Here is a 15942-nt window from a genome sequence, read left to right on the forward strand (position 1 = left end):
GTGCCATAATAAAACGATTTTTAAATCAGGAGGAGAATAAGATGAGAACTTATTTAGTAACTGGAGGAGCCGGATTTATTGGCTCAAACTACATTCACTACATGTTTCGTAAATACGACAATGAGATTCGTATTATCAATGTAGACGCATTAACTTATGCAGGAAACCTGGAAAATTTAAAAGACATCGAGAACAGAGACAACTATACATTTGTAAAAGCAGATATTACAGACAAAGAAGCAATCCGCAAAGTGTTTGCAGAAAATGACATTGACCGCGTGGTACACTTTGCTGCGGAAAGTCATGTTGACCGTAGTATCAAAAACCCTGAAGTATTCGTTCATACCAATGTAATGGGCACTGCAGTTATGTTAAACTGCGCAAAAGAAGCATGGGAACTTCCGGATGGAAGCTTCAAGGAAGGTAAGAAATTCCTTCACGTATCCACGGACGAAGTATATGGTTCCCTTCCGGATGATGGAAAGAGCTTCTTCTATGAGACAACACCATATCAGCCACACAGCCCATACTCTGCAAGTAAGGCATCTTCTGATATGTTAGTAAAATCTTATATTGATACTTATCATTTCCCGGCAAATATTACCAATACATCCAATAACTACGGACCTTACCAGTTTCCGGAGAAACTGATTCCGTTAATCATCAACAATGCTTTACACGGAAAGAAACTCCCGGTATATGGTGATGGAATGAACATCCGTGACTGGTTATATGTAGATGACCATGCAAAGGGAATCGATATGGTTCAGGAGCAGGGACGTCTTGGACAGACTTATAACATCGGTGGACACAATGAGAAGCGTAATATCGAAATCATCAATATCATTATTGAAACCTTGCAGGAGATTCTTCCGGATGATGATCCAAGAAAAGCAAATGTAAGCAAAGATTTAATCACTTACGTAGAAGACCGTAAAGGACATGACAGACGTTATGCAATCGCTCCGGACAAAATCAAAGCTGAGATTGGCTGGGAGCCGGAGACCATGTTCAAAGATGGTATCAAGAAGACAATTGCATGGTATCTTGAGCATGAAGACTGGATGAACAATGTAACCAGTGGTGACTACCAGAAATATTATGCAGATATGTATAAAGATAAATAAATAGAAGTATAGAAAGAGAAGCGGATAGGAAAATACAAGACCTGTCCGCTTTTTTTGTGCGTTTTCGCCAGTATTTCCACGGGTACTACAGAAATTATTAAGGAAAATATAGATGAAAAATACGATGTAATATGTTATAATTAAATGATTTATTGAGTGAAAGAATGCGTTGGAGAACGTAAACAATATGATTAAGGAGGAGATTATTCCATGAAAGGTATTATTTTAGCCGGAGGATCCGGAACAAGACTTTATCCACTGACAAAGGCAGTATCGAAACAGATTATGCCGGTATATGACAAACCAATGATTTATTATCCATTATCTACACTGATGTTAGCAGGAATCCGTGAGGTGCTGGTTATCTCTACACCAAGAGACCTTCCGGTATTTGAGGAGTTATTAGGAGATGGAAGCCAGCTTGGAATGTCTTTCTCTTATGCAGTGCAGGAACAGCCAAGAGGACTTGCAGATGCATTTATCATCGGTGAGAAATTCATTGGCAACGATGCAGTAGCATTGGTATTAGGCGATAATATTTTTTATGGACAGAGCTTTTCTAAAGTGCTTCGCAGTGCAGCAGAGCGTACAGAGAGCCAGCCGGGAGCAACCATTTTCGGATATTATGTAAAAGATCCAAGAGAATACGGTGTAGTAGAATTTGATGAGCACGGTAAAGCATTGTCAATTGAAGAAAAACCGGCTCAGCCAAAATCCAATTATGCAGTTCCGGGACTTTATTTCTATGACAATGATGTAGTAGAGATTGCCAAGAATGTAAAACCATCTGCAAGAGGAGAAATTGAAATTACAAGTGTTAATAATGAATATCTGAACCGTGGAACCCTTCAGGTTGAGACATTAGGAAGAGGATTTGCATGGTTAGATACCGGAAACCATGACATGCTTCTTGATGCAGCAGATTTCGTAGCAGCATTCCAGAAACGTCAGGGATTATATATTTCCTGTATCGAAGAGATTGCATACAAGAGAGGATTCATCGATAAAGCACAGTTAGAGAAGCTGGCGCAGCCATTACTTAAGACTGCATATGGTCAGTATCTGATGGACGTTGCTAACGGATTATAAAATAGAGTTGGGTATTATTGTAGAAAAGCGAGGAAGAGAAAAATGGGAAAAATCAAAGTAACAAACGACTGTAATGGAATCAAAGGATTAAAAGTAATTGAACCTGCAGTATTCGGAGATGCAAGAGGATACTTCATGGAGACCTATAACTATAATGATTTCAAGGAAGCAGGAATTGACTGTGAATTCGTACAGGACAACCAGTCTGCATCCAAGAAGGGTGTACTTCGTGGACTTCATTTCCAGTTAAACTATCCACAGGACAAGCTGGTGCGTGTAGTAAACGGTGAAGTATTTGACGTCGCAGTTGACTTAAGAGAAGGTTCTGAAACCTTTGGAAAATGGTTTGGAGTTACTTTGTCTGCTGAGAACAAGAAACAGTTCTTCATTCCAAAGGATTTTGCACACGGATTTATCGTATTAAGTGATTATGCAGAATTCTGCTATAAAGTTACTGATTTCTATCATCCAAACGATGAGGGCGGACTTCTGTGGAATGACCCTGACATCGGAGTAGATTGGCCGATGCCGGAAGGAATGACAGAGGCAGACTTGATTTTATCCGACAAAGATAAAGTATGGCATGGCATCAAGGCATATGCAGAGAATAAGAATAACTGCAAGAAAGACTGATAGACAGTTGAAGTAACATAAGGAGTAAATGATATGTCTAAGAAGAGACTCGCAGCCAGCCTGCTGGTGGTACTGTTTGGTATATTGGCGAACATCCTGGTTTTCAGATATGAACCGGCTTTAAGTGAGAAGAAGGTTACGGTAAAGGTAACACTTACATCCGATGAAGAAAATTATATGGAGATGTTCTATCTGACAGACGGGCAGAAAATGCCGGATGATTTCAAGGCAGAACAAAGCAGCGGAGTAAATTATAAAAAAGCTGGAACAGAGAAAACGTTAGAATATACCGTGCCGGCAGATGCTTCATATCTTCGCTTTGATTTGGGAAGCGGAGCATCCGAGACAACTATTTCCGGCATAACCATTGAAAGTAATGGAAAAACTGCGGTAATAGATCAGAATGTTTTTTCAGAAACAGTGCGTCTGCAGGAAGTAAAACAGAATAATGTTTCAGACGGTATTAACCTGACAGCAGAAAAAGAGGATCCTTACCTGGTATGGAATACAGAGAACTGGGGAATTGCGAAGCTGGTAAAGGACAGCCTGTGGCTTCAGTATCTTCTGGTTAAAATCCTTGCGTGTGTTGTATTAGATATCATTCTTATTGTTGCATTAAAAGCAGGTAAAAAGCTGATTGTTCTTCCGAAAGAAGTGTATCAGAACAGAAAGCTGCTCTGGAATTTGTCAAAGAATGATTTTAAAACTAAATTTGCAGGTTCCTACCTTGGTATTATCTGGGCATTTATACAGCCGATTGTAACGGTAGTGGTATACTGGTTCGTATTTGAAAAAGGATTAAAGGCTGGCGGAATCAACACCAGAGCAGGAATTGATGTTCCGTTTGTACTCTGGCTGGTCGCAGGTCTGGTGCCTTGGTTCTTCTTCCAGGATGCATTAAATGGTGGAACCAATGCACTGATTGAATACAGCTATCTGGTTAAGAAGGTTGTATTTAAGATAAGTATTCTCCCAATTGTGAAAGTAGTATCTGCACTGTTTGTACATGTATTCTTCGTAGTATTTACGCTGGTGCTGTATAGTGCATATCACTATTATCCGGATTTATATACATTGCAGATTGTGTATTATACCTTTGCCATGTTTATTATGGTATTGGGAATCGTGTATGCAACCTGTGCGATTGTAATCTTTTTCCGTGATTTAACACAGGTGATTAACATTGTTCTGCAGGTTGGGATGTGGATGACACCGATTATGTGGAACATTGATACCATGGAATTATCTCCAGTGCTGATTACCATATTCAAACTGAATCCGATGTACTATATTGTGGCAGGATACCGGGATGCGTTGATTAATAAGGCGTGGTTCTGGGAAAATGCACCACTGACTTTATACTTCTGGCTTCTGACAGCGGTATTATTCGGTATCGGAACCATGATATTTAAGCGGTTGAAGATTCATTTTGCAGATGTATTATAGGAAGGCATAGGATATGAGCGAAGTAGCAATTAGAGTAGATGATGTAAGTAAATTATATAAGCTTTACGATAAACCTTCAGACAGACTGAAGGAATCGTTAGGCTTGACACGAAAGAAATTATATAAGGAACATTATGCACTGCATAATGTTTCTTTTGATGTAAAAAGAGGAGAAACCGTTGGCATAATCGGAACCAACGGCTCCGGAAAATCTACGATTCTTAAGATTATTACCGGAGTCTTGAATCCATCCGGTGGTCATGTAGAGATTGATGGAAGAATTTCTGCACTGTTGGAGCTGGGCGCAGGCTTCAATATGGAATATACCGGAATTGAGAATATCTACCTTAATGGAACCATGATTGGTTTTTCCAGGGAAGAGATTGATGCAAAGATGCAGGATATTCTTGATTTTGCAGATATCGGTGACTTTGTGCATCAGCCGGTCAAGACATATTCCAGTGGTATGTTTGTACGGCTGGCATTTGCGGTAGCGATTAACATTGACCCGGAAATACTGATTGTCGATGAGGCGTTGTCGGTAGGAGACGTATTCTTTCAGGCGAAATGCTATAAGAAATTTGAAGATTTTAAAAAAATGGGAAAAACCATCCTTTTTGTCAGCCATGATCTGGGCAGCATCAGCAAATACTGTGACAGAGTTGTGCTTTTAAACAGAGGAAAGAAACTGGCAGAAGGTTCACCGAAGGAAATGGTGGGCATGTATAAACGTATCATGGTAAACCAGGATAAGGCAGAAGAGATAGCTGCACATCAGATGGATATGAGTGCATTTGACGAAGAGGAAGAAAAAGAAATTAAAGAGGCGGTTTGTGAAGGTCTCTGGAAGAATCATTATAATCTGAATCCAAATGTGGATGAATATGGAAATGGTGCGGCGGAAATAGTTGATTTCGCAATTGTAGATGAGAATGGGAATTACAACAGTGCAATTATGAAAGGAAGCCGCTTCCGGCTGAAATCAAAGGTGAAGTTTAAACAGGATATACAGAACCCGATCTTTACTTATACATTTAAGAATATCCAGGGTGTGGCGATAACCGGAACCAATACCATGTATGAAAAGAAGGATGTTCCATTGGCAAAAGCTGGGGAAACCTATGTGGCAACCTTTGAGCAGGATATGTTTTTGCAGGGAGGGGAATACCTTCTGTCTATGAGCTGTACCGGATATCAAGGCGGTGAGTTCCAGGTATACCACAGATTATATGATGTATGCAATGTGACGGTGGTTTCAGATAAGAATACCGTAGGTTTTTATGATATGAATTCTGTTACGACAGTGGAGAAGATAGAAGAGTAAGAGAAAGTTGTAGGGTCAGGATTTGAATATAGTAGAAAAGGTAGGAAAAAATAATACTGAAAACCAGAAAATGAAAGAACTGCTCAAAATAGTGCAGCAATATACTGAGGATGATTTTCAGAAAATTATATCTGAAAAGAAGGACTTCTTTTTTCTATATCATCTTTCGCCTATGCGAAGAAATATTCTGGAATGGTATCCTTTTAAGAAAGATGCAAAAGTATTAGAAATAGATGCAGAATGCGGGGCTGTTACAGGATGTATTGCTGATAAAGTATTACAGGTGACAAGTCTTGAAAACAATGATTTGCAAAGACAGATAAATGAATGCAGAAATAGTAAAAAAGAAAATCTCAGAGTGTTTACAGGAACATATGATAAAATGGAAAATGAGTTAGAGAGAGATTATGATTATATTGTAATGGTCGGCTCATTTTCGAAAGCACCTGATTATTTTGCTGATGAAAAACCATATCATACATTTATAAAAAGTGCATTTAATCATCTGAAAGACGGTGGAGAAATACTAATAGCGTGTGATAATCGTATAGGAATGAAGTATTGGTCAGGTTGTCAGGAAGAATTATATTCTGATTATTTTATTGGAATACAGGACTATATAGGTTTTGATAACCATAAGATGAGAAACTTTTCAAAAAAAGAAATAGAGAATATATTACAGGAAATAAGCAATCTGGAATATAAATTTTATTATCCATATCCGGATTATAAGTTTCCGATGGCAATATATTCTGATGAATATCTGCCTAAGAAGGCGGAATTAAGTATGAATATAAGAAATTTTGACAGAAGCCGTCTGCTTTTATTTGATGAGACAAAAGCATTCGATGGAATTATTGGTGCCGGACTTTTCCCGGAGTTTTCCAATTCTTTTTTGCTTAGGATAAAAAAAGGAGACTAAAAGAGAATGGATAAAATTCTTTTTGTTAAATATTCTAATGATAGAGCCAATCAATTCGCCATTTGTACAGAGATTTTTGCAAATGGGGATAAGAAGCTTTTAAAAAAAAGAGCGACAACGGAGAGCGCAAGAGAACATATAAAAAATATAGCATCATATTATGCACCTTTAAAAAGACAATTTGAAGGAGCCCTTAATGTTGCCGGATGCCAAAAAGAGTATAATGAAATAAACTTTGAGATGGTAGAGGGGAATGGATTAGATAAAATTATTGACTCATATTTTGAAAAAAATGAGATGGACAAAGTTTTTCAAATCATATCAGAGTTTGCTCAAAAAATATATGGATTAAAAGATAAGGATGTATTTACAATTACACCCTCTTTTGAAAAAGTTTTTGGTATGGTGCATTTTGAAGAAACACAGTATGCTTTAAAAATAACAGATATTGATATGCTGTTTGATAATATTATCGTAAAGGATAATAACTGGACAGTTATTGATTATGAGTGGAGCTTTCAATTTCCTATACCGGTAAAATTTGTTGTATATCGTACATTGGCTTATTGGTATGCCCGCCTGGAAAATAGAAGAAATATGGAACAGGATTTTTTGATGGAAATGGTTGGAATAACTACACAAGAACAGATTCAATTTGCAAAAATGGAAAAGAAATTTCAACAGTATATCATGGATGATAATATTCCATTACGCGATATGCCGAAAATGATGAACCATAAAACTGTAGATTTAAATCACATCCTTTCCGCAGTTGAACTTGAAGAAACTATGCAGGTATTCTATGGAAAGGATAGAAATTTTAAAGAAGAAAATTCTTACTTTAAAAAAGTGCAGGAATTAGAAGATGGAAACCTGAAGGTGAAAGTAGAAATTCCAGAGGGAATGCAGCAACTCCGACTAGATCCGGTTGAGGAGCCATGTATCATTAGCATAGAACATATTTATAATGCACAGGGCGAAGAAAAAGAAAAGATAGAAACAAATGGTGTTGAACTCTCCAATAAGATTTTTTTCTTTGAAACGAGTGATCCGCAGATTTTATTGCAGGCAAGAGAAGAAGATGGATGCTTAAATATCGTTTATAGAAAAATAAATTTAAATGCTTTTTCAAAAGATATCGTTCATAATATAGATTTTATCATTAGGAATGAGAGAGAAAAGAATCGACTGGGACAAGCTGCATTACAATTAGAAGTAGAAGAAAGAAAGAACAAAGAAGCTTTATTGAAGAACCAAATAGAGATAAATAATGAACTGTCAAAAAACAATGAGAATTTAAAACTTGAAAAGGAAAATTTAAATTCCCAGATAGAACAATATAAAGAAATGTATGAAGCAATCATAAATTCAAGGTCATGGAAAATAACAAAACCTATCCGTGATATGGCAGATAAAATGAAAAGGGTTAAGAAAAAATGATAAGAGAACATGTTGCAATTGAAGAAAAAGAATATATTTATAGTATTGATAAAATTTGTTGCTATGTCAATGATGATAATAGGGCATATTTACAAATTGTAGGTTGGGCATTTCTTAAAAGTGGCAAAAACAAAAATTTGCAGGTTTATATAAATAATAAGCAAACTGAAATGTATATGAAATATATAGACAGAGCAGATGTCCAAAAAATGTATAAAGACTATAATATTAACTTAAATTCCGGCTTTGTAATAGACGTGGAATTTGAGGTGGAGAATCAGAACGAGTGCAATATTGGTATTGGATTTGAAAGTGGACAAATATTGTTTGAGGCAAACTTAAAGGAATATATGGAATTCGAGGTAGAGCCTGAAATCAAGTATTATATCGAGCAAACCATATATAATAATGAAATTATATCTATTGATGGCTGGGGATTTGCCACATCAGTTATTGATATGCAGAAAATAGACAGTGTACCAGTAGAGTTGAGTGTTATAAATGAAGATGGTCAGCAGGAAACGATTATGTTGAAAAGAAAGTATCGGGCTGATGTAAATGAAAATTTTGGGTTAGAGAAAAGTAAAAAAGAATTTGGATTTGAGGTAAAGTGGAAAAATACGCAAAAAAATAAAGGCATTTATACTGTTGTTTTAAAAGGTGGAAAAACTTCTGAAAAATTTATTGTGGAATGCAATAAATTAGTAGATCAGGCCAGAGAAGAAAACAGAAAATATGAAAATCTTTTCGATATGTTAAAGAATAGAGATGAAGAATTGTTCATAGATGATTGGCATTATCTGGTAAACTTTGGATGGAAGAAGTATTGTGGCAGAATAAAAAAGCGGTTTCAGGATACAGAAGAGGTTTATAATGTATGGAGAAAAAAATATATCCCGAATGCCAAGAAATTGAAAAAACAGAGGGCGGAAAAGCTGGATTATGAACCATGTATCAGTATTATAGTGCCTACATATAAAACACCGGAAAAATTCTTGAAAGAGATGATTGATTCTGTAAGAAATCAGAGCTATGAAAACTGGGAATTGTGCATTGGAGATGGCAGCGTTACAGAGGATACCGTTAAAAATGTTGTTGAAAGTTATCAGAAAAAGGATAAGCGGATAAAGATGCTTTGCCTTTCAGAAAATCTCGGAATAGCAGGAAATACCAATGCGGCGTTGTCTATCGCAACGGGAGATTATATGGCATTACTGGATCATGATGATATACTGGCACCAGATGCACTTTATGAAGTCGTAAAATGGATGAATGAGCATTATAAAGATGAAACAGATGTCATTTATACCGATGAAGATAAAGTTTCTTTTGATTTAAAGGATTATTTTGAACCTCATTTCAAATCAGATTATAATTTGGATTTGATTCGGAGTAATAACTATATCTGCCATTTATTTGTGGCTAGAAAAAGTATTGTGGACCAGGTGGGTGGTTTCCGAAAAGAATATGACGGTTCACAGGATTATGATTTTATATTGCGTTGTATAGAACAAAGCAAGCATGTAGAACATGTTCCGAAAGTATTGTATCATTGGCGTTGTCATCCGGGCTCAACAGCAGCAAATCAGGAAAGCAAAATGTATTGTTATGAAGCTGGAAAAAGAGCAATAGAAGACCACTTAAAACGCATGGGAGAGGATGACTGTCAGGTTGTAATGACAGAGCACCTGGGATTTTATCATGTGATATATCCAATACGTGAACAGAAGAAAGTATCAATTATTATACCGAATAAAGACCAGAAAGAAATACTGGAGCGTTGCATAGAGTCGGTTATACAGAAAACAGATTACAAAAATTACGAGATTATTATTGTAGAGAATAATAGTACAACAAATGAAATATTTGAATATTATAAAACAATAGAGCAGCGTGAAAATATCCGGGTTGTAATATGGAAGGACAAGTTTAATTATTCTGCAATAAATAATTTTGGAGTAAGGTATGCGAATGGAGAGTACCTTCTGTTTTTGAATAATGATATAGAAGTAATCAGGGAAAACTGGTTGAGTGAAATGCTTGCAAATGTTCAACGTAAAGAAGTTGGAATCGTAGGAGCAAAATTGCTTTATCCGGACAATATGGTGCAGCATGCCGGTGTTATTATTGGCATGGGTGGAATTGCCGGGCATCCTTTATCCAGACATCCGGCAGATGATTGTGGTTATTTTGCAAGAGGAATTATCCAGCAGAATCTGAATGCTGTAACAGCAGCATGTATGCTCACGAAAAAAGAAGTTTATGAGAAAGTGAAGGGATTTGAAGAAAAGCTGGCAGTGGCTTTTAATGATATCGATTTATGTCTGAAAGTAAGAAAAGCGGGCTATTTAATCGTATATGATCCAGAAGCGTTATTGTATCACCATGAGTCTATTTCCAGAGGAAAGGAAGATACTTTGGAGAAACGAAATCGTTTTGAGGGCGAAGTAGATTATATGGCGAAAAAATGGAAAGATGTTTTAGAAAAAGGTGACGAGTATTACAATCCTAATTTAAGCTTGTTATCCGGAAATTTTGAACTGAAGAAAGAATCGGAGATGCAATGAAGAGAAAAGTAAAGAAAAGAGCGCAAAGGTTATTAACATTAGTGCTGGCAGCATGTTTCATGCTGGCACAACCGACAGAAGCTACGCAGGTAGTAAATGGGGTCAATTCTACTATAAATACATATTATGACGGTGGATATAGTATTATGGGACCGACAACGGTTACCATTGGACAGATGATTAATTATTATCAGGCAAATCAGGCGTATCCGGCATTTTACGCCAATACGGATGCACCAAATATTTATGTATTCTGCATGATGTATATGGAAGAATGTAATGCAGAGGGCGTCCGTGCCGAGGTGGCATTCGCACAGGCAATGAAGGAAACAGGATTTCTCCGTTACAGAGGAGATGTCCATATTGAGCAGTTTAACTTTGCAGGACTTGGTGCCACCGGTAATGGCAATCCGGGTAACAGCTTTCCAACCGTTCGTATGGGAATCCGTGCCCAGGTGCAGCATTTAAAAGCATATGCGACATCGGAACCATTGAATCAGGAAGTCGTAGACCCGCGTTACAGCCTTGTAAATAAAGGCAGTGCACCATATGTGGAATGGCTTGGCAAACATGAGAATCCAACGGGAATCGGCTGGGCAACTGCATGGGGCTACGGAAACAGTATCGTCAATGATTATATTGCAAGAATGCGGAATTATTCTACCTATTCCACCTGGTATCAGGGAGTGAACTATGAGGCAGTATACAACCCGGATTATTATATGTTACATAATCCGGATGTGGCAGCCGTATGTGGCGGAAGTTCCGACAGTCTGCTTTCTCATTTTCTGAATTATGGAATGAAGGAAGGACGGCAGGGAATTGTATATTTTGATGTAAATTCTTATAAACGCCGGTACAAGGATCTTCGAATGGCTTTTGGGAATGACCTTAAATCATATTATCTTCACTATGTATATTACGGACAGAGTGAACACAGAATTGCCTCTGGTGCGGTAGACCGGCTGGATGCGGTGACAGTTTATAATGGTGTGGACTATTCGGCAGTTTATGATTATTACTACTATATTAGTGCATACCCGGATATCCGGGCAGCCTTTGGAGATGATGATATGGCAGTTCTTGCTCACTTTGTAAATTATGGAATGAGCGAAGGACGGCAGGGTAATGAGGCATTTGATATAAATTCTTATCGGAATGCGTATTCTGATCTTAGGGCAGCTTTTGGAATGGATTTAAAGCAGTATTATCTGCATTATCTATATGCCGGCAAATCGGAAAAACGTGTAACCAGTGGCGTAACAGAACTGGTTAATCCGTTGACTGTATATAATGGGGTAGATTATTCTTCTGTATATGATTATAATTATTATATCAATTTATATCCGGATATAAGAGCAGCCTTTGGAAATGATGACAGAGCAGTCCTTGCACATTTTATAAATTATGGAATGACAGAAGGAAGAAGAGGAAACGCAGCCTTTGATGTAGCCGCTTATCGTAATAAGTATGCGGATCTGCAGCAGGCATTCGGAAATGACTGGAAGGGGTATTATGGACATTATGTTCAATATGGAAGAGCAGAAGGCAGATAAGAAAGCGATGTAGATGAAATGGGCAATATGAAGAGTAGAAAACGAGCAGCAATTCTTATTTTGATAAGTGCATTATGCTTAAGTGGATGTGGAAAAGAAGTACATGAAACTGCATTTACAGACAGTATTGCACCGGAAGATTATGGCTTGGAAATGGAGACAGTTCCTATTTCTATAGATGGAGTAAAGGGAAGTTATATTTTTCTTTATATGACAGATGACCAAGCAATTTTTGAAGATAGAGAAGACTTAGGTTGGTTTGGAAATACAGAAACGAGGGCTTTTCGTGATGAGAATGGGATACCATCCGGAGAAAATATAGAACATTGGATACAGTATGCCAATGACAGTAAAGTCGATGCATTTCTTACCGGCGGAGACATGATTGATTATGGTTCTGCAGAAAACATACAGACCGTTCAGAAAAAAATGTCAGAGCTTACGATGCCATACTTATATACCTACGGAAATCATGATTCCTATATTCCGTGGGAGAATACCTTTGCGGATACGGATGAAACATTCCTTAAAGTATTTAAAGATAACAACTGCGAGTTCCAGAGCCTTGATATGGGAGAGTTCTATGTTGCTTCTATCCGGGATTATCAGGTAGATGGAATTGCACAGATTTCAGCAGAAGCTCTAGAGGGCTTTCAAAGCTTATATAAAAAGGGAAAACCGATTATTTTAATCTGTCATGTTCCAATTTATACAGCCGGGGCAGAAGATTTGAGGAAGACACTTCAAAATGAGTATGGAGAACTGGTTGTGCAGTATGATGCCGGTGATTTTGGAACAGTAAATAAATCGCTTCTTTTAGGAGAAGATTGTGGCTATGAATTAACGCCGGAAACAGAAGAATTTTTAAAACTGCTGACAGCAGATGACAGTCCGGTGGTAGCAGTTCTGGCGGGACATCTGCATGCCGGATGGAGTGGAAATCTGACAGATAAGATATATGAGTATGTTGGACAGCCTGCTTTTTTAAATCAGGGGGCATTAGTTAAGGTACAAGGAAGTGAGTAGAAAGGATTGGGATAGATTTATGGAATGGATGATACAATGGACAGATAAAAAGAAAGAGAAAGTTGCAGTTGGTCTGGCGGTTCTGTTCTGCTTTATTGTACATCTCCTTACAAGCACACAGTTTACTGGCTGGTTCTCAGGTGATGTATATGGGTATCTTTCCCATGCAGCAACGTTCACTGGAAGAAACTGGTCAGGCGTATTGAGAAATGCAAGTTCTTTTTATTCATGGGGATATAGTGCCTTGCTGGCAATTCCGATGGCATTTAGCAGTAATATAATAACAGTCTATCGGGTGGCAATGCTTTTCAATGTGCTGATAAGCTGTGGAGTACTGCTTTTGTGTTATAGTATTGCAAAAATGTTGGCGCAGGATGTAAATAAGTACCTGTTACTCTTATGTGCAACAGCAGTATCACTTTATACCAGTTATATTTTCCAGGGAGCAGTTATGCTATCGGAGATGTGGCTTTATTTCTTTGTACTATTAAGTATTTATTTTGTGCTTAAATATTTAAAAACATATGCTATACGGTGGGGAATCTGCGCAGGGTTGGCAGTTGGATACACTTATATTATTCATAACCGTTCATTGGCAGTTGTGATTGCTTATGCAATAGTTGTGCTGGCACGGAGTATCCGGCAGAAAGATTGGAAGAGCTTGCTGATTCTTCTGTTGCCGCTGGCATTTATGCTTGCACTGAATCAGGGAGTATTGCAGTACCTGAATGTGCATGAGAAACAAGGACGTTCTTATACATATAATACATATGCAAGTCAAGCACAAAATGTTGGAAGCAAAGTTAATTTTTATTTTTTGATTTCCGGAATACAATGTATATTGGGAGAAATTTGGTATGCAATAATAGGGTCATTTGGCATTGTTTTGATTGGAATTTGCAGTGGAATAAAAACGTACATTAAAGAAAAAAAAGAAAAGAATGATTTGAAATATTTCTATGTATTTGTTGGACTGGCATTGGTCGGAACAGAGATGGTTTCAGTTTTAGATTTGGCATTAGCAAAGGTACCGCTTGATACATTGAGATATGATGTTTACATATATGGAAGATACTGGGAAACAGTATTTGCTTTCTTTTTGCTGCTAGGAATGATAGAATGTTGTAGAGGCATTGAAAGAAAAACCTGGATAGCGATTATTTCAGGTAGCGTTGTATTGTCTGTTTTTGTAGAATATATGACGAGGATATATCAGAATAATGCATTTAATTATTGGGCAATCCCAGCAGTGTTATTGCCATATTTCTCGACACAGAATCGCTTTACAGTAATGCAAAGCAGTATTGTTGGAATTACGTTTATGATATTTATTGCAGTCATATATTATAATTATAAAAAAATGGGAAAAATCGCTTTGATAGGCATATGGACTGGTATGTGTGTATTTAGTGGATATAATGCAAATTATCATGTAGCGGAATTGTATAAGGATACACCAAATGTCATTAATATGCCGCTTTATGAGACTCAGTTTCAAGTAGCGTGTGATTATTTGAGTGAGAATGGAATAGAAGAGTTTGCTGTGTGTGCAACAGATGGTTATCGTGCGGTTGCTTTCCAGATAAAATTTATGGAAGCAAAAGTTACTGGAATCACGGAAGGTGAGCTGGATGAAATAGAAAGTGGAAAGACATATGTTGTGGATAAAATGGCATGGGCAGAACCAATGGAAGGTACCGTGTTATATGAAAATGAAAATTATTACATTATAAGAAAAAAATAAAGTGAGGAACTAAAAGATGAAATTGATTATACAGATTCCCTGTTATAATGAAGCAGAGACACTTGAGGTAGCATTAAATGATTTACCAAAACATATTGATGGAATTGATAAAATAGAGTATCTGATTATCAATGATGGAAGTAAAGACAACACCGTTGAAGTAGCAAGAAATTGGGGCGTGCATTATATTGTGAGCTTTAAGAGAAATAAAGGACTTGCAAAGGGGTTTATGGCAGGTCTTAACGAATGCCTGAAACATGGAGCAGACATAATAGTGAATACGGATGCGGATAATCAGTATTGCGGTGAAGATATAGAGAAACTCGTAAGACCTATTATTGATAAAAAAGCAGATATAGTCATAGGGGAAAGACCTATTGATCAGACAAAACATTTTTCGCCGCTTAAAAAGAAATTACAGCATTTTGGAAGCTGGGTTGTGCGTAAGGCTTCTAATTCAGATATACCAGATGCACCATCTGGATTCAGAGCATATAGCAGAGAAGCAGCTCTTAAAATGAATGTAGTGAATGAATATACATATACACTGGAAACAATTGTACAGGCTGGGCGTGGTAAGATTGCCATGACATCAGTGCCGATACGTACGAATGCTGAACTGAGACCGTCAAGACTGTTCAGCAGTATGTTTGGTTATATAAAGAAATCCATGCTTACAATAATCAGAGCTTATATGATGTATAAACCATTGATGGCATTTACTACACTTTCTACAATTCCTATTTTAGGTGGAATTATATTGGGAATCAGATATATTGTTAGATTAGTGAACGGTGTAGGAGGAGGAAATGTACAATCGTTGATTTTATGTGCTATGCTTATCATTATAGGGGTACAAACTTTTGTAATGGGTATGCTTGCTGATGTAATATCTGCAAATAGAAAAATAATGCAGGATGTACAATATAAGGTAAGAAAAATGTACTATTCTTCTGATGCATGCATGGATAATACATTTGATGAGGCAAAAGATGAGGCTCCATTATCATAAAGAAAATTTTATTTATGCATAGGATTATGTATTTAATCTAAGAAAGTAGGAAGGAA

General features: G+C 37.1%; 12 protein-coding genes. All 12 read left to right on the plus strand.

Annotated features, from left to right (window positions below; all coding sequences use genetic code 11):
• Nucleotides 1-41: 41 nt before the first annotated feature.
• The 12 genes from rfbB (at nucleotide 42) to DWX96_RS01730 (ending at nucleotide 15886) form a co-directional block, all read left to right on the plus strand.
• A complete protein-coding gene (gene rfbB / locus DWX96_RS01675; RefSeq protein WP_022244503.1) occupies nucleotides 42-1127 on the plus strand; it encodes a dTDP-glucose 4,6-dehydratase in 1086 nt (361 codons plus the stop codon).
• Between the two features lie 210 nt (nucleotides 1128-1337).
• A complete protein-coding gene (gene rfbA, locus DWX96_RS01680; protein ID WP_118056509.1) occupies nucleotides 1338-2216 on the plus strand; it encodes a glucose-1-phosphate thymidylyltransferase RfbA in 879 nt (292 codons plus the stop codon).
• A 42-nt stretch (nucleotides 2217-2258) separates the two neighbouring features.
• Entirely contained in the window at nucleotides 2259-2849 is a 591-nt protein-coding gene (rfbC, locus tag DWX96_RS01685) for a dTDP-4-dehydrorhamnose 3,5-epimerase (protein ID WP_118056508.1), read from the plus strand.
• 33 nt (nucleotides 2850-2882) lie between these two features.
• Nucleotides 2883-4295 carry an ABC transporter permease gene (locus DWX96_RS01690; protein WP_242988682.1) on the plus strand — a complete coding sequence of 471 codons (1413 nt, stop codon included), beginning with the start codon at nucleotides 2883-2885 and terminating at the stop codon, nucleotides 4293-4295.
• 13 nt (nucleotides 4296-4308) lie between these two features.
• Nucleotides 4309-5619, plus strand: a complete 1311-nt coding sequence (locus DWX96_RS01695; RefSeq protein WP_118056507.1) for an ABC transporter ATP-binding protein — start codon at nucleotides 4309-4311, stop codon at nucleotides 5617-5619.
• A 22-nt stretch (nucleotides 5620-5641) separates the two neighbouring features.
• Entirely contained in the window at nucleotides 5642-6541 is a 900-nt protein-coding gene (locus DWX96_RS01700) for a class I SAM-dependent methyltransferase (RefSeq protein WP_118056506.1), read from the plus strand.
• Between the two features lie 6 nt (nucleotides 6542-6547).
• Nucleotides 6548-7981, plus strand: a complete 1434-nt coding sequence (locus DWX96_RS01705) for a hypothetical protein (RefSeq protein WP_118056505.1) — start codon at nucleotides 6548-6550, stop codon at nucleotides 7979-7981.
• A 209-nt stretch (nucleotides 7982-8190) separates the two neighbouring features.
• Nucleotides 8191-10548 carry a glycosyltransferase family 2 protein gene (locus DWX96_RS01710; RefSeq protein ID WP_158561799.1) on the plus strand — a complete coding sequence of 786 codons (2358 nt, stop codon included), beginning with the start codon at nucleotides 8191-8193 and terminating at the stop codon, nucleotides 10546-10548.
• Nucleotides 10545-12104, plus strand: coding sequence for a glucosaminidase domain-containing protein (locus tag DWX96_RS01715; protein ID WP_118056503.1), 1560 nt, complete (start codon nucleotides 10545-10547; stop codon nucleotides 12102-12104). Before DWX96_RS01710 ends, DWX96_RS01715 begins: the two co-directional genes overlap by 4 nt.
• A 27-nt stretch (nucleotides 12105-12131) precedes the next feature.
• Complete coding sequence (locus tag DWX96_RS01720; protein ID WP_158561798.1) at nucleotides 12132-13130, plus strand: metallophosphoesterase family protein; 999 nt, start codon at nucleotides 12132-12134, stop codon at nucleotides 13128-13130.
• Nucleotides 13131-13149: 19 nt separating this feature from the next.
• Nucleotides 13150-14874, plus strand: coding sequence for a hypothetical protein (locus DWX96_RS01725; RefSeq protein WP_118056501.1), 1725 nt, complete (start codon nucleotides 13150-13152; stop codon nucleotides 14872-14874).
• A 16-nt stretch (nucleotides 14875-14890) separates the two neighbouring features.
• Nucleotides 14891-15886: a glycosyltransferase family 2 protein gene (locus DWX96_RS01730; RefSeq protein WP_118056500.1), complete on the plus strand. Its 996-nt coding sequence runs from the start codon at nucleotides 14891-14893 to the stop codon at nucleotides 15884-15886.
• Nucleotides 15887-15942: the final 56 nt, after the last annotated feature.

It is taken from the genome of Roseburia sp. AF22-2LB (assembly GCF_003461125.1).
In the GTDB taxonomy this organism is placed as follows: Bacteria; Bacillota; Clostridia; order Lachnospirales; family Lachnospiraceae; genus Roseburia_C; species Roseburia_C amylophila.